Genomic DNA, 20,956 nt, shown 5'->3' with positions numbered 1-20,956 from the left:
TTGAATCGTTAAGCGCGTAATCTTAAACAGCTTGGTGGCGTTCTTCTTGATAACGCTGAAGGCGTTCTACAATTGGTGGCGCCTTCTTGAAAGTACGAATTTCTTTAAATAGTTCGTTCGCTTCAGGGTAGCCTTTGCTTAAATAAACAAACCACTGCTTCACTCTATTAGGGTAGTACATGCCTTTGTCCCCTTTAATTTGGAACTCTGAATAGCGCAGCAAAAGTTCAATGACTTTATCCCACGGCATTTTTTGGTGGTTGTGCTTAACTACGTTGCCAAGGTTTGGAATATTGAAAGCACCACGGCAGACCATCAATGAATCGACGCCTGTGGCTTCTATGCAATCTTGACCATCTTGATAGTTCCAGATTTCCCCATTAGCAATCAAGGGTATAGACGTTTTTTCTCTTATTTGATTGATGAAATCCCATTTGATTTCGCTGGCTTTATAGCCGCCAACTTTGGTTCTTGCATGTACGGTGAGTTCGTCAGCTTTTGCTTGTTCGATGGCATCGACGATTTCAAAGCACTCTTCCGGATGCTCCCAACCTAATCGAATCTTTGCGGATACAGGAATGTGTGCAGGTACTGCTTCTCGACAGGCGTTCACCACTTGATAAATGAGTTCTGGCTCTTTTAGCAGTGACGCACCACCATTACTTTTGTTTACCGCCTTTGCTGGGCAACCAAAATTAAGGTCAATGCCTTTAGCTCCTAAGCTAGCAGCTTGAAAAGCATTCTCGGCCATCCAATTTGGGTGTTGCCCTAGAAGTTGGAGATGGATTGGCACACCAGCCATGGTCTGAGAGCCTTGATGTAGCTCAGGGCAAATTCGGTGGAATACATGCGGGGGAAGAAGTTGATCCACGACGCGCACAAACTCTGTCACACAGAGATCGTAATCATTAATCTCTGTGAGAATTTCACGCATTAGGTGGTCTAGAACGCCCTCCATAGGGCCAAGTATTACGCGCATGTTGCTTTACCTAAACTGAGTGAACCGAAAAAATCGAGGCGTGATTGTACGGTGTGCTTACAGGATTGTCACTATGAGTGTGGTGTATGTCTTAATGATGGTTTCGTCTCTTAATAGCGACATCTTGGGGAGGATGGCGTTATAATATCGAAAATGCCCAATATCCAGAGCTTTCATGACATATCAATTATTAAGCCTACCAGAATCAATCACAGACATTACTCCGCAGTTTATGGAAGGTGCAATCCTTGCCTCTAACTTAGCGACCAAACCACTCGATCCAGAAGAGTGGCTTGCTATCGTTGCGCCTGAAGCGGGTAAAGAGTTGGTAACAACGGTGACAGAACAGATTAACCGCCAACACAACCTGATTCAGCGTAATGAATACCTACTGACAGACGTATTGGCTGAAGGTGACTTTAACGAACAGTTCGCCGATTTTTCTGAAGGCTTCATGATGGTTTGGCCAACAGTGGAAGAGCAGTGGCAGAGCGTAACAGTCGCGGATGGCACTCTACGCATGTTACAAGCGCTCCTAACAACCTTGATGCTTGCGATTGATGAAGAGCAAACTCAACAACAAATGATCGCAGCAGGGCTTACCAATCCACCATCGCTTGCCGATTTAGTAGGTCAAGTCGATCTGATGATCTCAGAAGTGGCAATGGCAGCGGACGAAGCTATGTTGGGCAATAAATCCCAGAGCGTGAACCCGTTTAAAGATATTGGTCGAAACGACCTTTGCCCTTGTGAAAGCGGCAAGAAGTTTAAACAATGCTGCGGCAAAAACAGCTAATCGCAGTTTGTTGATGAACATCACTTGAGTCAGTAACAGACTCTCTTTATATGTTCAAAAGCTTAAGTAATAAAAAAGTCGACCTTAGGGTCGACTTTTTCGTATCTGAACATGATGAGCTAATTGTTAGTCATTCTTTGATTTAACGAATTGAGAAATAACCACAAAACCGAAAGCAACTAAGTTGCCCGCGAAGATAATCACCAGCCACTGTGGCATCGAAAGCTCTAAGAACTGCCACACCACCTTGCTGCAGTCGCCGTAAGCCTCAAACATCCACGGAGCCCATTGGTTTAAAGGTGCCCAGCTTGGGAAGGTCACGAATAGGTCACAAGTAGCAAAAGGAGACGGATTAAACTGATAGTCAACGTGCTCTAAAGCCAGCGTTAAACCTTTATATGCGCCAAATCCCCAGCCAGCAAGGCCTAACCAACGTGATATTGGGTTATTCGGGGCAATAGCACCAATCATGGCTGCAACACCGATAGCAAGCATCGCAACGCGCTCATAGATGCACATTACGCAAGGGCCAAGCATCATCACGTGTTGGAAGAAGAGAGCACATGCCTCAAAAAAGACAATAAAAGCCAGCAGTAAAAGCCAAGATAAACGTCCCTTAGAGAAGTCTTTGATCATTGCTAAAAAGTTCACGAATTTAATCCCGTCTATAAAATAAAAAAGCCCTGATTACTCAGAGCTTTTTATCTTGGATAAGTTTCCTAATCAACTAATATTTTTGATTAGTTAGTTATAGTTATTGTGGTTTGCGACACAGTATTTAGCTTAGTGACCACCAGAGATAACTGGAGCAACGACTTCACCAGTGCGTTGAATGATCCAACCTGCGTCGTAGAACCATGCTGTCATTGGCTCTACGAAGAACACGATACCAGCAAGGCCAACCAGTGCTAATACGATGGTGTATGGCAGTGCCATGATAACCATGCGGCCGTAAGACAGTCGAATTAACGGAGCAAGTGCTGATGTTAATAGGAATAGGAATGCAGCCTGGCCGTTTGGCGTAGCAACAGAAGGTAGGTTAGTACCTGTGTTGATAGCAACAGCAAGTAGGTCGAACTGGTCACGAGTGATGATGCCTTCTACTAATGCCGTTTTCACTTCGTTGATGTAAACCGTGCCGACGAATACGTTATCTGAAACCATCGATAGAATACCGTTGGCAACATAGAAGAGAGCGAGTTGTGCGCCTTTATCTTCAACGTGAAGTACAGCATCGATTACTGGCTTAAACAGAGCTTGGTCGATGATTACAGCAACAACCGCGAAGAAAACGGCTAGAAGTGCAGTAAATGGTAGCGCTTCTTCAAAGGCTTTACCCATAGAGTGCTCTTCAATAACACCCGTAAACGCTGTAGCTAAGATGATCACAGAAAGACCAATCAAACCTACCTCAGCAACGTGAAGTGCGAGGCCAACAATAAGCCAAACTGCAATTGCACTTTGAACCCATAGTTTTGCTACGTCTTGCTTGGTGCGGTTTGCACGTTCTTTGTTGTCAAACTCAACCAAGATTTGGCGAACATTCGTTGGTAGCTCAGAACCGTAACCAAATACTTTGAATTTCTCGACAAGTGCACAAGTTAAAATACCGCAGAAGAAAACAGGCAGTGTTACTGGCAGCATACGGATGATAAATTCACCGAATTCCCAGCCTGCTTGCTTAGCAATTACCAAGTTTTGTGGTTCGCCTACCATGGTCATTACACCACCCAGTGCTGTACCAACACCGGCGTGCATAAGCAGTGAACGTAAGAAAGCACGGTAGTTTTCTAAGTCATCACGAGTTAGCTCAGAGATCTCTTCATCATGTGTATGATCGTGCGCAGACGTTGTGCCTTTACCCGATGCAACCTTGTGGTAGATAGAGTAGAAGCCGACCGCAACGCTAATAACTACAGCGATTACTGTTAGTGCATCTAGGAATGCTGATAAGAAAGCAGCAGCAACACAGAAGGCAACAGAAAGTAAAATTTTAGATTGGATGCCAAGCAAGATCTTCGTGAAAATGAACAAAAGCAGTTCTTTCATGAAGTAAATGCCAGCAACCATGAATACGAGCAAGAGTAATACAGGAAGGTTTGCTTGCAGCTCGTGATAAACCATTTCTGGTTTGGTCATGCCAATGGCGACTGCTTGAATAGCTAATAGACCACCCGGTTGAAGTGGGTAGCATTTGAGAGCCATAGCTAGAGTGAAAATAAACTCAACCACCAATAGCCAGCCCGCAACAAATGGGTCAACTAGGAAGAAAACAAACGGGTTGATGATTAAAAAGGAAATGATGGCAAGTTTATACCAATCAGGAGCTTTACCAAGGAAGTTCTTGATAAAAGCGTTTCCGAGAGACATCGGCATGTTAATACTCTTTTATGTTGATTATGAATAGACAAGCAATACAACATTTTGAGAATCGAGCTATAGAAATTGTTAAAAACTATAACTAACAGTGACTTAGAAAAACTACATTCCATGTAATGTTCTGTGGTCTTGCCAAGTCACTCCCTTAGAAACTCAAGCACTGCTTATTTTTGAGCGCAACTTTACTCTTAGATAACATTTAGTCAACAGGAAAAGCCCTGTAGCCCTAAAAATACCTCTTTTTTGTTGAGAAACGCGATCAAAGTAGCGCAAGCATACCACTTAAAATGTGATAAAAACCGACTAGAATCAATATTTCAGCGAAATGATTGAAAATTACAGAATAACGACGGCTTATATATGATTATTACAACTTAATATTGCAAATTAATAGCTTTAAAAATATGACCAATCCCATTGATTTTAAAGAAAAATTGTTGTGTTAACGGTTTGTTTAAATGGTGATTTAGAGTCGCTTGCTTTACAAACCTGAGGTGCAAACGTGTGTTGAACTTTAGAGTTATAACTCTAACGGTATTTAGAGTGAGTAAAATTTTTGAGGGTGTTTCCGCTAGGTGTGAACTAGTGGTATGATGAGTAAATTAGAACAGAATAATTAAATTGGATTGAAGTGTAGATGGTCATTAAGGCGAAGAGCCCGGCAGGATTTGCAGAGAAGTATATCATTGAAAGTATTTGGAATGGCCGTTTCCCTCCAGGTTCTATCTTGCCCGCAGAGCGTGAGCTTTCTGAGCTGATTGGTGTTACACGTACTACGCTTCGTGAAGTACTACAACGTCTTGCTCGTGATGGTTGGTTGACAATCCAACACGGCAAACCAACTAAAGTTAACCAGTTTATGGAAACCTCAGGTCTTCATATCCTTGATACGCTAATGACGTTGGACGTTGATAACGCAAGCAAAATGGTAGAAGACCTGCTTGCTGCTCGTACTAATATCAGCCCGATCTTTATGCGTTATGCATTCAAAGCAAACAAAGAAGCTTCAGAGCGTACTATCAGTAACGTGATTGAATCTTGTGAAGCGCTACTTGCGGCACCAACTTGGGATGAGTTCCTAGAATCGTCGCCATACGCTGACAAGATCAAACAAGCGGTAAAAGAAGATTCAGAAAAAGATGAAGCGAAACGTCAGACGATCTTAATCGCGAAGACTTTCAACTTCTATGATTACATGCTTTTCCAACGTTTGGCATTCCACTCAGGCAACCAGATTTACGGCCTGATCTTTAACGGTGTGCGCAAACTGTATGACCGTATCGGTAGCTACTACTTCTCTAACCCAGAAGCACGACGTTTAGCGATGGACTTTTATAAAGAGCTGTTCATTATTTGTGAAAGTGGCGAGCGCGAAACTTTGCCATTGGTGATTCGTAACTACGGTATCGCAAGTGCACAAGTTTGGAATGAAATGAAAACGACATTGCCAACGAACTTCACTGAAGACGACAGCTAAGCCATAGGTTTACTATTGTTGTTCCTGTTTAGTCAGTGACGTAAAGAAAACGAAAAAGCGGCGAGATAATTCAATTATCTCGCCGCTTTTTATTTATCTGTCGTTGCTAGAAAATTATCCGTGGGTCAGTTACTTACCTATGACGAGTAATTTATCTATGTGTAGCAACTTAAAATTTATCTAGGAGTAGCAACTTAACCCGCAAACTCTTCTGAGTCTGGGCGGTTGGTAAATTGCACGCCGTTTAGAAAATCGCAAAGTAGTTGGTCTTCACACACTTTGTAGTTTTTGTTTTCTGGCTTGCGGAAGTAAGCGCCGATTTCGTACTTGCTCAAGCTAATGCCAACCACTTCTAGTACGTCCAAAACATCTTCTGCTTTCATGTTTAATGCGATACGAAGCTTCATGAAGATCATGTTGTTCGTCAGTGCAACTTCAGGTTTAGGTTGCTCGCCTTCTTTTTTGCCACGCTTAAGGTTGATAAAACCATTTAGGAATACCGCTAACTCTTTATCTTTCATCTTAGAGCATGACTTGTCGTTGTCGTCTTTTAGCCAGTTAATCACTTGGTCATGAGCAACGGTCACATCAGCTTGTTCGATAGCTTTGATGATTTGTGCATTTTTAAGGTTTAGTGCGTGTTGAATACGACGCAAGATTTCGTTGTTAGTCACTGGGGATTCCTAAAAAGGGTTTTAGAGTAAAGAGGTGTTGGTTTCGCCTATTTTTGTCGACGAACCAGTTTCTACTCTACATAGCATAGTTGACGGCGACTCTAACAGAGAACGCTAATTTTCGGTAGATATAAAAAATCCCCAATGCTGATTAACTCTTTCAAGTCAAAAATGCATTAGGGATTTAGTGATGGGTGCTTGTTATCTGACTGGAGTCAGAATTACATTACACGCATACCAGGTTGAGCACCTTCGTGTGGCTCAAGGATCCATAGGTCGCTGCCGCCAGGGCCAGCTGCCAGGATCATGCCTTCTGACATACCAAACTTCATCTTACGAGGCTTTAGGTTGGCTACCATTACAGTTAGCTTGCCTTCTAGTTCTTCAGGTTTGTATGCTGATTTGATACCAGAGAATACTTGGCGAGTCTCACCACCGATGTCTAGTTGGAACTTCAGTAGTTTGTTCGCTTTTGGTACTTCTTCACAAGAGATGATACGAGCAATACGCATGTCTACTGCTGCAAAGGCATCGAACTCAATCTCGTCTGCGATTGGCTCTTTGTCTAGCTCAGTTTGGCTTGCCTGCTCTTTTTCAGCTTCTGCTTTTTCTTTCGCTGCTGCTTCAGCGGCTGCATCTTCTTTGGAAGACTCAACCATTGCTTCCACTTTCTTAGGATCAATACGGTTGAATAGCGCTTTGAACTTAGTGATCTCGTGATCAGTTAGCGGAGTAGCAATCGCTTCCCACGTTAGCTCCTCGTTTAGGAAAGCTTCAGTGCGAGCTGCAAGCTCTGGCATTACTGGTTTCAGGTAAGCCATCAGTACGCGGAATAGGTTAATACCTACAGAAGAAACTTGTTGAAGCTCAGCTTCTTTGCCTTCTTCTTTTGCAAGAACCCAAGGTGCTTTTTCGTCGATGTACTGGTTAGCTTTATCCGCTAGTGCTGTGATTTCACGGATAGCACGGCTGAATTCACGAGTTTCGTATAGCTCACCGATACGCTCAGCAGCAGCAACGAATTCGTTGTATAGCTCAGGCTCTGCAAATTCAGCAGCTAGCTTGCCTTCAAAACGCTTAGTAATGAAGCCAGCGTTACGAGAAGCTAGGTTAACAATCTTGTTTACTACGTCAGCGTTTACACGTTGAGTGAAGTCTTCAAGGTTAAGATCTAAGTCATCGATGCGGCTGTTTAGTTTCGCAGCGTAGTAGTAACGTAGACATTCAGGGTCTAGGTGGTTTAGGTACGTGCTTGCTTTGATGAATGTGCCTTTCGACTTAGACATCTTCGCACCGTTCACTGTTACGTAGCCGTGCACGAATACGTTGTTTGGCTTACGGAAACCTGCGCCGTCTAGCATTGCTGGCCAGAATAGGCTGTGGAAGTAAACGATGTCTTTACCGATGAAGTGGTAAAGCTCTGTTGTGCTGTCTTTCTTCCAGTATTCATCGAAGTTTAGATCGTCACGCTTGTCACATAGGTTCTTGAAAGAAGCCATGTAGCCAACAGGTGCGTCTAGCCATACGTAGAAGAACTTGTCTTTTTCGCCTGGGATTTCAAAGCCAAAGTAAGGTGCATCACGTGAGATATCCCACTGTTGCAGGCCAGACTCAAACCATTCCTGCATTTTGTTTGCAGTTTCATTCTGTAGAGAGCCAGAACGAGTCCACTCTTTAAGCATGCTTTCGAACTGAGGTAGGTCGAAGAAGAAGTGCTCAGAGTCTTTCATTACTGGAGTTGCGCCAGAAACCGCTGATTTAGGGTTAATTAGCTCAGTTGGGCTGTATGTCTCACCACAGTTATCACAGTTATCACCATACTGGTCTTCTGACTTACACTTAGGGCAAGTACCTTTTACGAAGCGGTCTGGTAGGAACATCTCTTTCTCAGGATCGAAAAGCTGAGAAATAGTACGGCTAGAAATGAAGCCGTTCTTTTTAAGTTCTAGGTAGATGTGAGAAGCCAGTTCACGGTTCTCTTCGCTGTGTGTGCTGTGGTAGTTATCAAAGCTGATATCAAAGCCAGCGAAGTCTTTTTGGTGCTCTTCACTAACAGCAGCGATCATCTCTTCTGGCGTGATACCCATCTGTTGAGCTTTAAGCATAATTGGCGTGCCGTGAGCATCGTCAGCACAGATGAAGTTTACAGTGTTGCCACGTAGACGCTGGTATCGAACCCAGATATCAGCTTGGATATGCTCAAGCATATGGCCAAGGTGAATAGAGCCGTTAGCGTACGGAAGCGCACAAGTTACCAAAAGTTGTCTTGGATCAGTTGCCATACTTAATAATTCGCTTTTTTGATAGGTATAAATTTGAGAGGTAATACTACTTTATAACGTGTGATACGCCAAGGTATCAGACAAAGGATTCCCCTAGTTTTTTAGGGGTTCAGTCTTCATCTCGTGGGTGATAGCATAAATAAAAAAAGGAGCCCCAATGCGTAACTTTACTTCTAAGCAAGATTTCTGTTCATGGTTGAATGAGTTCGAGTCACCAATCCTCATCCCAGAGTGGGCGCTACACCAAAATATTGTATCGGTTGATCCGCGTGGATCATTTGTTATCACCTTACCTTTTGCCGCTAATCAGCTTGCGGTTGAATTGGAACAGTGGCTTCACTCTCAGATTGAACAACAGCTTGTTAGCGCTTTTCAGTTTGAAGTAAAAGTGAAACCGTCTGCGCTGGAAACCACAGTCGCGACGCCATTGAAGGGTGTTAAGAATATTATCGCTGTGACGTCGGCAAAGGGTGGGGTGGGTAAATCAACGACTTCAGTAAACCTTGCGCTCGCGTTATCTAAGTCAGGTTCAAAAGTGGGTTTGTTGGATGCGGATATCTACGGTCCATCAGTGCCTATGATGCTCGGCCAACTAGACGCGAAACCAGAAGTACAGAACAACAAATGGATGATGCCCATCGAGGCACATGGCATTTTCACCCACTCTATTGGCTATCTTGTGTCGAAAGATGATGCGGCAATCTGGCGTGGCCCTATGGCAGCGAAGGCTTTGGGGCAGCTTGTTAATGAAACTGTATGGCCAGAGTTGGATTACCTTGTGATCGACATGCCACCGGGTACCGGTGATATTCAGCTGACGTTATCGCGCCAGATCCCAGTGACTGGGGCTGTAGTGGTGACCACTCCTCAAGATTTGGCGCTAGCGGATGCACGTAAAGGCGTAGCGATGTTCGATAAGGTAAGCGTGCCAGTGGCAGGCTTAGTTGAAAACATGAGTTATCATATTTGTAGTCACTGTGGTGAGAAAGAGCATATCTTTGGTGCTGGTGGTGCAGAAGCTATGTCAGAAGAATTTTACCTCGATATTTTGGCACAGATCCCTCTTCATATTGATGTGCGAGAAGACATTGATGCAGGTTGCCCTACGGTGATTCGTCGTCCAGACAGTGAACATACACTTCACTACTTAGAGCTTGCTGAGAATGTGGCTGCGAAGATGTTTTGGACGGGCAAGGCGAGACCAGAGGCGATTAACTTTTCTTTGGTTGAATAGCGAAAGCCAATCAAAGAGTCATGTAAATCATGCTGGATTAGATAAACAGTGGTCGGATTTAGGCTGATAGCCAATGGGGTTGTGCAAATAGTTGTAGGCAAGTTATTTGAAAGCAAACGATTGTATTCATTAAATGCATTGATATCATCAATTTGACTGCAATTAGCTAAAATGGCGACTAGAATCTATGTGCTTTAGCCCCTATAATCAGGCGGTTTATCTCTTCCCACCACCAAACCATATCGGGTGCAAAATTAATGTCTGATAATAATCAATGTGTCATCGTAGGTATCGCTGGCGCTTCAGCTTCAGGAAAAAGTCTGATTGCTAGTACAATTTATAATGAATTGCGCGAAAAAGTAGGCGACCATCAAATTGGTGTTATCACGGAAGATTGCTATTACAGCGACCAAAGCCACTTGAGTATGGAAGAGCGTGTTAAAACTAACTACGATCACCCAAATGCACTAGATCATGATCTTTTATGTGAACATCTACAGCAGCTAATGAGTGGCAACGCCGTAGAAGTTCCTGAATACAGCTACACAGAACACACACGTACTTCTGAAACGACTACACTTACTCCAAAGAAAGTGATCATTTTAGAGGGTATTCTGCTTCTAACAGACCCGCGTCTTCGTAAACTAATGCACGCAAGTGTGTTTATGGATACACCATTAGACATCTGTCTATTACGCCGTGTTAAGCGTGATGTAGAAGAGCGTGGTCGTACAATGGACACTGTACTCAAGCAATACCAAGAAACAGTACGTCCAATGTTCATGCAGTTTATCGAGCCTTCAAAACAACATGCAGACATCATCGTTCCTCGTGGTGGTAAAAACCGTATTGCGATTGATGTGTTAAAAGCGCACATTGCGAAGTTGTTGAAGTCTTAATCGAATAAAATTTTGCCTAAGTGACTCACTTAGCTTTATTTTTTACCGAATCAGTGGCACTTTTATAGTGCCACTTTCTTTTGGAATCTAAGCAAGGAATATGCGGATGAAGAAACTACTCATTTTCATAGCTGTACCAGTGTTTGTTGTCGTTGCAGCAATTCTGGCACTAGTGCTGTTAGTGAATCCCAACCAATTTAAGCCATTAATTGTCGAACAAGCCCAAAAACACACAGGCCTAGAGCTTGTGATCGAGGGTGATATCAGCTGGCAATTCTTCCCATCGATTGGCTTTGAACTTGGTCAAACTGAATTACGTAATCCTGAAGGGTTCACCCAACCAAACCTATTCAAGGTTGATACCGTTGGCGTTGATGTTTCGGTTACTCCGCTATTTAGTAACCAACTAGAGATCGGCAACATTACTCTAGATGGTGCAGAATTCTATTTAGAAACGCTTAAAGATGGTCGCAAGAACATTGATGCACTAACGCAAGCGTCAGCGCCTCAAGGATCTGAGCCTGCAGCAGATACAAGTTCTGAATCCGCGCCTGCCCCTCAAGAGCAAACTACCACAGACGCATCGGGCTGGACGATCAACCTTGCAGGCGTAACTGTATCAAACGCATTGTTTGAAATGGACGACAAGCAAGCGGGTTCATTCACTAAGCTATACGATGTGTCTTTGAATCTTTCTGAGTTTGCCGTTGATACATGGACAACCGCGACATTTGCGGCTTCTGGTGAGAACAATCAACAGAAGTTCTCTGCACAAGGCCGTGCAGAATTCAAATTAGCTGAAGGCTTTGCAAGTTACGCACTTCGTAATATCGACTTAAACGCTAAGTTCAATGATCCAGCGACGTCGATTGAGTCAGCAAAAATTGGCTTGAATACGTTTGAGTTTGATAAGGTAAACCAACTGACTTACGCCGTAATCGGTAATGCGGCTGGCCTTGACCTTGATCTTAAAGGTGGCGGTGAACTTACGGTTGATAGCGCGATTTCAAAAGTAACGCTGAACAAATTAACGTTAGACTCAACATTCAAAGGCGATACGCTTCCTCAGTCTCCAATGAAAGTCGACATGCTGTCTGACTTAAGCTTCGATCTTAACAAGAGCCACCTGAGCTTTGTGTTAGAGAAGCTACAAGCTAACGCTATTGCATTAGACGGTAAAGCAGACGTAACCCTATCTGAAATACCAAAGGTTCGTTTCTCTCTTCATAGCCCGAATATTGATTTAGATGAATTCCTAGGCTTAGGCAATACAACAGAAACCGCGAGCACAGCGCCTTCTGGTTCTGCTGGTGGCTCAACGTCAAACTCAGGTAGCTCTGCTCCTGCTAAAGAAGTGGAACCTGATCTGTCGGCTCTGAAAACGTTAGACGTGAAAGGTGACATTACGATTGATAAGTTCAAGGCGAACAACGCGAAAATGCAGAATGTTAAAACGGCATTTTCGGTTAACCGTGGTATCGCAGAGCTAACTTCATTCACATCGAATCTTTACCAAGGCTCTATTTCAGCTACGGCTAAGCTAGATGCTCGTAAAACACCGGCAACTTACACGGCTAAGAAGAAAATTAAAGGCGTGAAAGTACAACCGTTACTGGTTGATGTTGCAGATAACGATATGCTGGAAGGTACCGGTAATATTGATGTCAACGTGAAAGGTAAGAGCTTAACTCCAACAGGAATCAAGAAGAACCTTGTCGGTACTATCGCGATTAACTTTGAAGATGGTGCGGTTAACGGCATCAACGTAGCTCAACTGATTCGAGAAAACTACGCTAAGATCAAGGGCGAGAAAGTTGAAAGCACAAATGAAGCTCAAAAAACGGACTTCAGTGCAATGAAAGCGACGCTGAAAGTGGATAAAGGTTGGGTTTCAACTAACGACTTATCAGCACAGTCGCCACTGTTACGTGTGACAGGTCAAGGTAAAGCAAACTTCATCAATGAAACGGTCGACTTCCTTGTGCGTACATCAATTGTGGGTTCACTTGAAGGTCAGGGCGGTAAGAGCATTGACGACCTGAAAGATGTGACAATCCCAATTAAGGTAACTGGTCAGTGGGCTGCCCCGAAATTCGCACTTGTTTTTGATGATGTATTGAAGCAGAAAGCACAGAAAGAAATTGACCGTGGTGTGAACAAGCTAACGGACAAGATTAAAGACGAGAAAACTAAAGAAGCAGTTGATGGTTTATTGAAAGGTTTCTTTAACTAAACGTTTTTAACTCATATATAAAAGAAGGGCCATTCCTACTGTAGGAATGGCGCTTTTGTTTGGGTGCTTATAATACTTTCGAGAGATTCCCTATGACACGCGTCACTCGCTCTAGGGGATGAAGACAGGTCTCGTCCTTTGTTCAAGGGCGTGAAAGTCTAGTGGTCGTCATCCTTGAGAGGGAAGAATGACCGAGTCGGGGATCTCTGGTTGAGTGCGATTACCAGTCAACGCCTTGAAGCGCTTTTACACCAGACTCGAAAGCGTGTTTAACGTTACGAACTTCAGACACGGTATCGGCCATGTCCGTTAAAGTTCGGTGCGCGCCACGGCCAGTAATGATCACGGATTGCATTTTCGGACGGTTGTTTAGAGCTTCTACCACTTCATCCAGTTCAATGTAGCCGTAACTCACCATGTAAGTCAGCTCATCAAACAGAATTACATCAATCGACTCATCGGCTAGCATACGCTGACACTCTTTCCACACGCGCTGGGCGGCTTCGATATCTTGAGCCTTGTTTTGAGTTTCCCAAGTAAAGCCAGTACCCATCACTTGGAACTCTACATCGAGCTTTTGAAGAACGTTCTTTTCGCCGTTATCCCATGTTCCTTTAACAAACTGAGCGACGGCACATTTCTTACCATGACCGACTGCACGTGTAATCGTACCAAAACCGGATGTTGATTTACCTTTACCGTTACCCGTGATGACCAACAATAGGCCTTTTACTTCTTGTGCTGCAGCGACACGAGCATCGACTTGTTCTTTTACTTTCTGTTGTCTTGCTTTGTGGCGTTGTTCTTTGTTGTCTTCAGTCGACATAACAAATCCTTTTAAGTTGTGATTGCGCCTATCATAGCCTAACTTAACGATAGCAAAAACCATCGGAAGAACAGGTGATTAGGGATGAAAAAGATACTCGTAGTTTGTATGGGAAACATTTGCCGTTCGCCAACAGGTGAAGCGGTGCTAAGGAAGAAAGCGCAACAACTGGATATTGACGTTGTGGTCGACTCTGCAGGGACGATTGGTTTTCATCAAGGCAACCCGCCAGACTCGCGTTCGAAATCTGCAGGAGAGAAGCGAGGCTATAGCTTTAAGGGGATAACTTCTCGTAAAGTGGTTGATAATGATTTCGAAGAATTTGACCTGATACTCGCGGCCGATAGGGCGAATCTAGATGACTTAATGAGCCAGTGTCCCGCTCATCTCCAATACAAGCTTGCGTTATTTTTAAGCTTTGGAAAGTCACAATATCAAGAGATCCCCGATCCGTATTATGGTGAGGGAAATGGCTTTGAATTGGTGTTGGATTTAATCGAAGAGTCTAGCGAAGCGATACTACGTTCAATGTAGTTTAGGAACAATGTGCGTTGTTAGGTGTTCAGCGTAAGAGCTGACCGATAGGTATAAAAAAGGCCGACATTGAATGTCGGCCTCTCTAAATCTAACTTAAAGCTACAGCTAAGATTACTTAGACATTACTTTGTAGATTGGGTCTTCTGCAACGTTTGCTTCAACTAAGCTACCTGCTTTGTGCAGCATAGCAACACAGTCTTGGCTTAGGTGGCGAAGGTGAAGTGTTTTACCTAGCGCCGCGTAACGGTCAGCAATCGTGTCGATCGCTTCAATTGCAGAGTGGTCAGTCACGCGTGAGTTTGCGAAATCAACGATCACATCTTGTGGATCGTTGTAAGCGTCAAACAACTCTAGGAAGTTAGCCGTCGAACCAAAGAATATTGGACCGTTAACTTTGTACTCTTTTGAGCCTTCAGCGTTTACTGATGTATCTGCGTAGATGTGTTTAGCATGTTGCCAAGCAAACATTAGCGCTGAAGCTACAACACCAACACCTACCGCTACAGCAAGGTCTGTCAGTACGGTTACTACGGTAACAAGAACGATAACGAAGAAGTCTTGCTTAGGAACGCGACGTGCAAGCTTGAAAGTAGCCCATTCAAATGTGCCGATAACAACCATGAACATTACGCCCACAAGTGCTGCTAGAGGAATCATTTCAATCAGTGCAGAACCGAACAGGATGAACATCAGTAGTGCAACTGCGGCTACGATACCTGAAAGGCGACCACGACCACCTGAGTTTACGTTGATCATCGATTGACCGATCATCGCACAACCACCCATCGCGCCAAATACAGAACACGTTACGTTAGCCATACCTTGACCAACACATTCACGGTTAGATTGACCACGAGTGTTTGTCATTTCGTCTAGTACTGTTAGTGTCAGCAGAGATTCAATCAGGCCGATAGCCGCAAGGATAATCGCGTAAGGCAGGATGATCTGTAGTGTCTCTAAAGAAAACGGAACAGCAGGAATTGAGAATGTTGGTAGAGAGCCCGCTAGCGTAGCAGCTTCGTCACCAGACATTGTACGTAGGAAGTCGACAACAGTGCGAGTTTCAAGGTCAAGACCCACAACCAAAGCTGTTACTGTAACAATAGCAACCAATGAAGATGGTACTGCTGTTGTTAGCTTAGGTAGGAAGTGGATGATAGCCATTGTAAGGGCTACTAGACCTAGCATTAGTGTCATTTGACCGCTTGGTAACCAAGTCAACGCACCTGTTACGTCTGGTGCTTTAAATTGACCAAGCTGAGCTAGGAAGATAACAATGGCCAAACCGTTCACGAAACCAATCATTACTGGGTGTGGAACGATACGGATAAATTTACCTAGTTTAAATACACCCGCTGCAATTTGCAGAAGGCCAGCCAGCATAACGGCTGCGAATAGGTATTGAACACCATGGGTTGCCACTAGGCTCACCATTACCACGGCCATTGCGCCAGTTGCACCAGAAATCATACCTGGACGACCGCCAAAGACAGAAGTGATTAAACCTACGATGAATGCTGCGTAAAGACCAACCATTGGGTCAACGCCAGCAACAAAGGCGAATGCTACAGCTTCAGGTACCAGAGCTAGGGCTACTGTAAGACCTGAAAGCACGTCATTCTTTACAGAGTGCTTTGAAAATTGTGGGAATTCGAACATGTTTGCTCAGCTATGCTTAAGATGGATTTACCGACACGGGTGTATTGCGTAGCCAAACAGTGATGGAAAAGAGCGGCAATAGCGAAGTGTCGAAAAGATAAGTGCGCGAATGCTACCCAAAAATGTGATTAAGTTCAAGGTTGAACCTAACTTTGAGTAATATATCTGTTAATTTTTATTCGATTAGTAGATATGAAAAAGGCTGCTTTAATAAGCAGCCTTTGATTCTATTTACTTGCGATTATCTATCAGTAATCACTAGTAGTTTGGCTTAGTCATCGCCGCGCCAGCTTTGTTCGACGCTGCCTGACTGCCTGCACCTTTCGATACAAAACGTTCAGTGCGGAACGGAGCTGCAATCACTTCAATCTCTTTGATCTCTTGAGGACCAGGAGCTTTAGTCATTGGTGAACCGGCTTGCTTCTTAGCAACAGCTGCCTTTGGTGCCGCTTTAGGAGCTTCTGTTTTTACAACAGGTGCTTCTTCAACTTTTGCACTTTCAGCTTTAGGCGCTTCAGCTTCAACAACTGGTGTTGCTTCTGCTTGTACAGCTTCTGCTACAACAGGCGCTTCAACTTTCGTCGCTTCTGCAATCACTGGAGCTTCAACTTTTGCAGTTTCAACGACCACTGGTGCTTCTTCAACGACTGCAGGAGCTTCAACTACAGTAGGAGTCTCAGCTACTTGAGCTTCAACAGCAGCTTCTTCGCGACGGATAATCACTTTACCCATTGCAAGCTCTGGACATGCGAAGCCGCCAGCCATTACTACATTGCTTTGTGGTGCCGTCTCTAGAGCAACATTCTGCTCTTGAACAGATGTTTGCGCTTCAGCTGCTACTTGAACTTCAGCCACTTCAGGTTTTGCCTGCTTGTGGTGAGGTTTTGGAATGAAGCGAGGCATCACTTTACCCATAGCCATCTCTGGAGAAGCTACACCACCTTTACGTAGGCGGAATGGGTTAGGGCGACGATCACGACCGCGACGACGACGTTGACCACTTGCACGTAGGTGACGTGGAGAACGACGGTTACGACGTTGTTTCGGCTCTTCCTGTTCAGTTTGCTCTGCATTCGCTTGAGTTGCTTCTACTTGTTCCGCAACTTTTTGCTCTTGAGCTACTGATTGTTCTTTAGCAACAACCTGTTCTTTTGAAGCGTTATCTTCAGCTTGAGCTTGTTGGTCTTTAACACGAACTTGCTTGTTCAGTTTACGACGCTGACGACGCTCTTTAATCTTAGCTGCTTTTGCTTCAGGTTTAGCCTTAGGCGCTTCCGGTTTACCAGCTTGTGCTTCTGCTGCTAGCTGTAGACCTTCTTCTGCTAATTTAGATGGTGCTTGCTCTTCGCGTTGCTTCTGCTCATCACGTGGCTTGTTGCGACGGTCTTGCTTAGGCTTACGAGGCTGACGAGTTTGCTGTGGAGCTGCTTCTTTTTGCTCTTCAGGCTTCTCATCACGAGCTGGCTTACGACGGCGTTTGTTGTCACGGTTTTCGTTACGATTGTCGCCACGTTCACCACGGTCGTTACGCTCACCACGTTGGTTACGACGACGGTTATCGTTACGATCACGGCGTTGACGGTTGCCGTTGTTGCGATTGTTTTTAGGTTTCTCTTCTTCTTTCTTCTCTTCTTCTTTTTTCTCTTCTTGAGTTGAAGAGCCAAATAAGAAGCTACCGATAGCTTTGAAGAAACGACCAATTAAGCCTGGTTCTTGAGTCGCTGCTGGTTCAGCTTTCTTCTCTTCAACAGCTTTAGGTGCTGGAGCAGGAGTCGGTGCTGATTGAGCAGGAGCTGCAAAGCCTTTCAGAGCAGGTTCTTCGATCTTCTTAGGACGAATAGTCTGTTCAGCTGGCTCTTTGCTTTCCGCTTCTTTTAGAGCTTCTAGCTTGTTAGGCAGCAAGTAAGACAGTAGATCGAACTCTTCACCTTCACGAACACGGATAACCTCAAAATGCGGCGTTTCCATGTCTGAGTTAGGAACAACAGTGATCTTAACTTCTTGATTCTTCTCGATGTGGTTTACTGAACGACGTTTTTCGTTCAGAAGGTAAGAAGCGATTGGAACAGGTACAACAGCAAGTACTTGTGCTGTGTTGTCTTTTAGAGCTTCTTCTTCAATCAAACGTAGAACAGAAAGTGCTAGAGATTCGTTATCACGAACAACACCAGTACCTGTACAACGAGGACAAATGTGGTGGCTTGCTTCTGCTAGTGATGGGCTCAAACGTTGACGAGACATCTCTAGAAGACCAAAGCGAGAAATACGACCAATCTGAACACGTGCGCGATCTAAACGAACGGCATCACGTAGACGGCTTTCTACTTCGCGTTGGTGGCGAACCGGAGTCATATCGATAAAGTCGATTACAACAAGACCACCTAGGTCACGTAGACGTAATTGACGTGCAATTTCATCGGCAGCTTCTAGGTTAGTGTTAAGTGCTGTTTCTTCAATATCGCCGCCCTTTGTTGCACGAGCAGAGTTGATATCGATAGAAGTCAGTGCTTCTGTTGGGTCGATTACGATAGAACCACCAGATGGAAGACGAACTTCACGTTGGAAAGCAGATTCGATCTGGCTTTCAATCTGGTAATGGCTGAATAGTGGCACTTCACCATCGTATTTCTTAACGCGATTCATGAAATCTGGGCGTATTAATTGAATGTGCGCTTGAGCACGTTCAAAAATAGTATTGCTGTCGATTAGAATCTCGCCAATATCACGACGTAGGTAGTCACGAATTGCGCGAACAATAACGTTACTCTCTTGGTGAATTAGGAAAGGAGCTGCATTTGAATCAGAAGCTTGCTTGATAGCGCCCCAATGGTTCAATAGAACGTTTAGGTCCCACTCTAGCTCTTCTGCGCTTTTGCCAACGCCCGCTGTACGCACGATTAAGCCCATACCTTGAGGAAGCTCAAGAGTGCTCAATGCTGCTTTCAGTTGGGTGCGCTCATCACCTTCGATACGACGAGAAATACCGCCAGCACGAGGGTTATTAGGCATAAGAACTAAGTAACTACCAGCCAAAGAGATGAAAGTTGTCAGTGCAGCACCTTTGCTACCACGTTCTTCTTTCTCTACTTGTACGATTACTTCTTGGCCTTCTTTTAGCACTTCTTTAATGCTAGGACGGCCTTGGTATGTATAACCTTCAGGGAAGTATTCGCGGGCAATTTCTTTAAGAGGGAGGAAACCGTGACGTTCTGCGCCGTAATCAACGAATGCCGCTTCTAGGCTTGGTTCAATACGGGTAATACGTCCTTTGTAGATATTCGCTTTCTTTGACTCGTGACCTGGACTTTCGATATCTAGATCGAACAGTCGTTGGCCATCAACCAAAGCGACACGCAACTCTTCTTTTTGAGTTGCGTTAATTAACATTCTTTTCATTTAGAAATTCTCATTGTCTTTTCTTATTTTCATCATTGTTCTTATCGCTTTATTTCGTTTCTCATGGTGCCAGATCCCATGGCTTTATCGGTGCAGCCTCCCGGCTGGAGAGGGATGCTCTGGGGCACGTCAGTCATCATAGGGAGTTAGCCTATGATCCGCGATGTGGCGGTGAATACTCAACATGAGTGTACGTGAGTAGAGCGATAAGGAACTCAGTTGACCGTGTCTTACGCCGATTGCAGCACTGTCTAATCTGAGTTATCTACTCATTTACTTGCTTATGAATGGTTAGCTGTTTAAATAATAGTCAAACCACTGATAGCAGCTGTGAACTATAGCAGCGGTCGGTAAACACAGCAATCTGCTTTGTCGGAATGCTGTAAAAAAAACAGTTTTTGTTTGGGTTTTGATAGCTCTAACTCACTGTCTATAAATAATTTATCAATTGATATTTTAATTTGCAGGAATCTTGGTGCTTTTTTGTTCGAAGAATCAAAGAAATATAGAACTTCAATGACCATTTTGGGATAGATCGGTAAGGATTAGGGATAAATAAGTTCGGAATAGGGCTAAGAAAATCTCAATTATCAAAAGTGACAGTGATACAATAGCGCAATGAGCGAAATTAGAACCCAAGTCCAATTCGTCGACATTGACGAAGATATGGCTGGTCAGCGTATTGATAACTTCTTACGCAACCAATTAAAAAACATCCCGAAAAGCATGATTTACCGAATCGTGCGTAAAGGCGAAGTCCGCGTAAATAAAAAACGCATCAAGGCTGAGTACAAACTAAAAGCTGGCGATTTAGTTCGTATCCCTCCGGTTACTATTGAAGAGAAAACAGAAGAGAACGTGCCGAGCACGAAACTCAACAAGGTTTCAGAATTAGAACAGTGCATCATTTATGAAGATGATCACATGCTAATTCTTAACAAACCATCTGGCACTGCTGTTCATGGTGGTAGCGGATTAAAGTTTGGCGCGATTGAAGCATTACGTGCTCTTCGTCCTGATGCTCGTTTTCTTGAATTAGTACACCGTATCGATAGAGATACGTCTGGCATTTTGCTTGTTGCTAAGAAGCGCTCGGCGCTAAGACACCTTCAAGCACAGTTCCGTGAAAAAACGGTTCAAAAATACTACTTCGCTTTGGTCATGGGCGAATGGAAGAACAGCTGTAAAGTCGTCAACGCACCTTTGTTAAAAAACGAAGTGAATAGCATTGTTCGAGTGAACCCGAATGGTAAAGCTTCTGAAACTCGCTTTAAGGTTTTAGAGAAGTTCCAAGAGGCGACGTTGATTCAAGCTAGCCCAATTACAGGCCGTACACACCAAATTCGTGTGCACGCTCAGTATACTGGTCACCCAATAGCTTGGGATGATCGCTACGGTGATCGTCGTTTTGATGCTTACACGGGCAAGGTTGGTCTTGATCGTCTGTTCCTACATGCAGCAAACATCAAGTTCACACACCCAGGTAGTGAAGAGAAGATGGATATCTCGGCGCCAATGGAAAGAAGGCTTGAGAAAGCCTTAACTGGTTTACGTAAGCTTTAAGAAGATACGAGATACGAGATAC

Annotated in this window: 15 protein-coding genes; 7 read left to right on the top strand and 8 right to left on the bottom strand. The window is 44.1% G+C overall.

Going from position 1 to position 20,956, the window contains the following annotated elements; translation table 11 throughout:
- Positions 1–22: 22 nt before the first annotated feature.
- Complete coding sequence (gene dusC / locus AB4484_RS20350) at positions 23–979, bottom strand: tRNA dihydrouridine(16) synthase DusC (protein WP_248639507.1); 957 nt, start codon at positions 977–979, stop codon at positions 23–25.
- A 175-nt stretch (positions 980–1,154) separates the two neighbouring features.
- Here dusC and AB4484_RS20345 point away from each other — a divergent pair, with 175 nt between their 5' ends.
- Positions 1,155–1,775, top strand: a complete 621-nt coding sequence (locus tag AB4484_RS20345; protein ID WP_048613192.1) for an SEC-C metal-binding domain-containing protein — start codon at positions 1,155–1,157, stop codon at positions 1,773–1,775.
- Positions 1,776–1,901: 126 nt separating this feature from the next.
- On the opposite strand, the gene dsbB is transcribed toward AB4484_RS20345, so the two are convergent.
- The gene (gene dsbB, locus AB4484_RS20340; protein WP_372080075.1) at positions 1,902–2,426 is read right to left on the bottom strand and encodes a disulfide bond formation protein DsbB; all 525 of its coding nucleotides are present in this window, start codon (positions 2,424–2,426) and stop codon (positions 1,902–1,904) included.
- Between the two features lie 132 nt (positions 2,427–2,558).
- Complete coding sequence (nhaB, locus tag AB4484_RS20335) at positions 2,559–4,151, bottom strand: Na(+)/H(+) antiporter NhaB (RefSeq protein WP_372080073.1); 1,593 nt, start codon at positions 4,149–4,151, stop codon at positions 2,559–2,561.
- 640 nt (positions 4,152–4,791) lie between these two features.
- Between nhaB and fadR the strand changes: the two genes are divergently transcribed.
- Positions 4,792–5,631 carry a fatty acid metabolism transcriptional regulator FadR gene (gene fadR, locus AB4484_RS20330; RefSeq protein ID WP_017062161.1) on the top strand — a complete coding sequence of 280 codons (840 nt, stop codon included), beginning with the start codon at positions 4,792–4,794 and terminating at the stop codon, positions 5,629–5,631.
- A 194-nt stretch (positions 5,632–5,825) separates the two neighbouring features.
- Here the strand turns inward: fadR and AB4484_RS20325 are convergent, their stop codons facing one another.
- Positions 5,826–6,305, bottom strand: coding sequence for a DUF1456 family protein (locus AB4484_RS20325; RefSeq protein ID WP_010437231.1), 480 nt, complete (start codon positions 6,303–6,305; stop codon positions 5,826–5,828).
- A gap of 221 nt (positions 6,306–6,526) precedes the next feature.
- Complete coding sequence (gene metG, locus AB4484_RS20320; RefSeq protein ID WP_017062160.1) at positions 6,527–8,587, bottom strand: methionine--tRNA ligase; 2,061 nt, start codon at positions 8,585–8,587, stop codon at positions 6,527–6,529.
- Positions 8,588–8,744: 157 nt separating this feature from the next.
- Here metG and apbC point away from each other — a divergent pair, with 157 nt between their 5' ends.
- The 3 genes from apbC (at position 8,745) to AB4484_RS20305 (ending at position 12,953) form a co-directional block, all read left to right on the top strand.
- Complete coding sequence (gene apbC / locus AB4484_RS20315; RefSeq protein ID WP_372080071.1) at positions 8,745–9,821, top strand: iron-sulfur cluster carrier protein ApbC; 1,077 nt, start codon at positions 8,745–8,747, stop codon at positions 9,819–9,821.
- A 257-nt stretch (positions 9,822–10,078) separates the two neighbouring features.
- Complete coding sequence (udk, locus tag AB4484_RS20310) at positions 10,079–10,720, top strand: uridine kinase (protein WP_004734002.1); 642 nt, start codon at positions 10,079–10,081, stop codon at positions 10,718–10,720.
- Positions 10,721–10,826: 106 nt separating this feature from the next.
- Entirely contained in the window at positions 10,827–12,953 is a 2,127-nt protein-coding gene (locus AB4484_RS20305) for an AsmA family protein (protein WP_372080069.1), read from the top strand.
- Positions 12,954–13,173: 220 nt separating this feature from the next.
- Here the strand turns inward: AB4484_RS20305 and cobO are convergent, their stop codons facing one another.
- On the bottom strand, positions 13,174–13,779 hold the full coding sequence (gene cobO, locus AB4484_RS20300; protein ID WP_048610567.1) for a cob(I)yrinic acid a,c-diamide adenosyltransferase: 606 nt from the start codon (positions 13,777–13,779) through the stop codon (positions 13,174–13,176).
- A gap of 84 nt (positions 13,780–13,863) precedes the next feature.
- Here cobO and AB4484_RS20295 point away from each other — a divergent pair, with 84 nt between their 5' ends.
- Positions 13,864–14,313 carry a low molecular weight protein-tyrosine-phosphatase gene (locus AB4484_RS20295; protein ID WP_172379805.1) on the top strand — a complete coding sequence of 150 codons (450 nt, stop codon included), beginning with the start codon at positions 13,864–13,866 and terminating at the stop codon, positions 14,311–14,313.
- A gap of 114 nt (positions 14,314–14,427) precedes the next feature.
- Here AB4484_RS20295 and AB4484_RS20290 read toward each other — a convergent pair whose 3' ends face one another.
- On the bottom strand, positions 14,428–15,975 hold the full coding sequence (locus tag AB4484_RS20290; protein ID WP_019823563.1) for a SulP family inorganic anion transporter: 1,548 nt from the start codon (positions 15,973–15,975) through the stop codon (positions 14,428–14,430).
- Positions 15,976–16,233: 258 nt separating this feature from the next.
- On the bottom strand, positions 16,234–19,371 hold the full coding sequence (gene rne, locus AB4484_RS20285) for a ribonuclease E (protein WP_372080066.1): 3,138 nt from the start codon (positions 19,369–19,371) through the stop codon (positions 16,234–16,236).
- A 618-nt stretch (positions 19,372–19,989) separates the two neighbouring features.
- Between rne and rluC the strand changes: the two genes are divergently transcribed.
- A complete protein-coding gene (gene rluC / locus AB4484_RS20280; RefSeq protein WP_017054981.1) occupies positions 19,990–20,934 on the top strand; it encodes a 23S rRNA pseudouridine(955/2504/2580) synthase RluC in 945 nt (314 codons plus the stop codon).
- Positions 20,935–20,956: the final 22 nt, after the last annotated feature.

Origin of the sequence: Vibrio sp. 10N.261.46.A3 (assembly GCF_041472995.1) — a bacterium.
Taxonomy (GTDB): Bacteria; Pseudomonadota; Gammaproteobacteria; order Enterobacterales; family Vibrionaceae; genus Vibrio; species Vibrio coralliirubri.
Note: the sequence above shows the minus strand (reverse complement) of the source record. Positions and strands in the feature narration are given on the sequence as shown.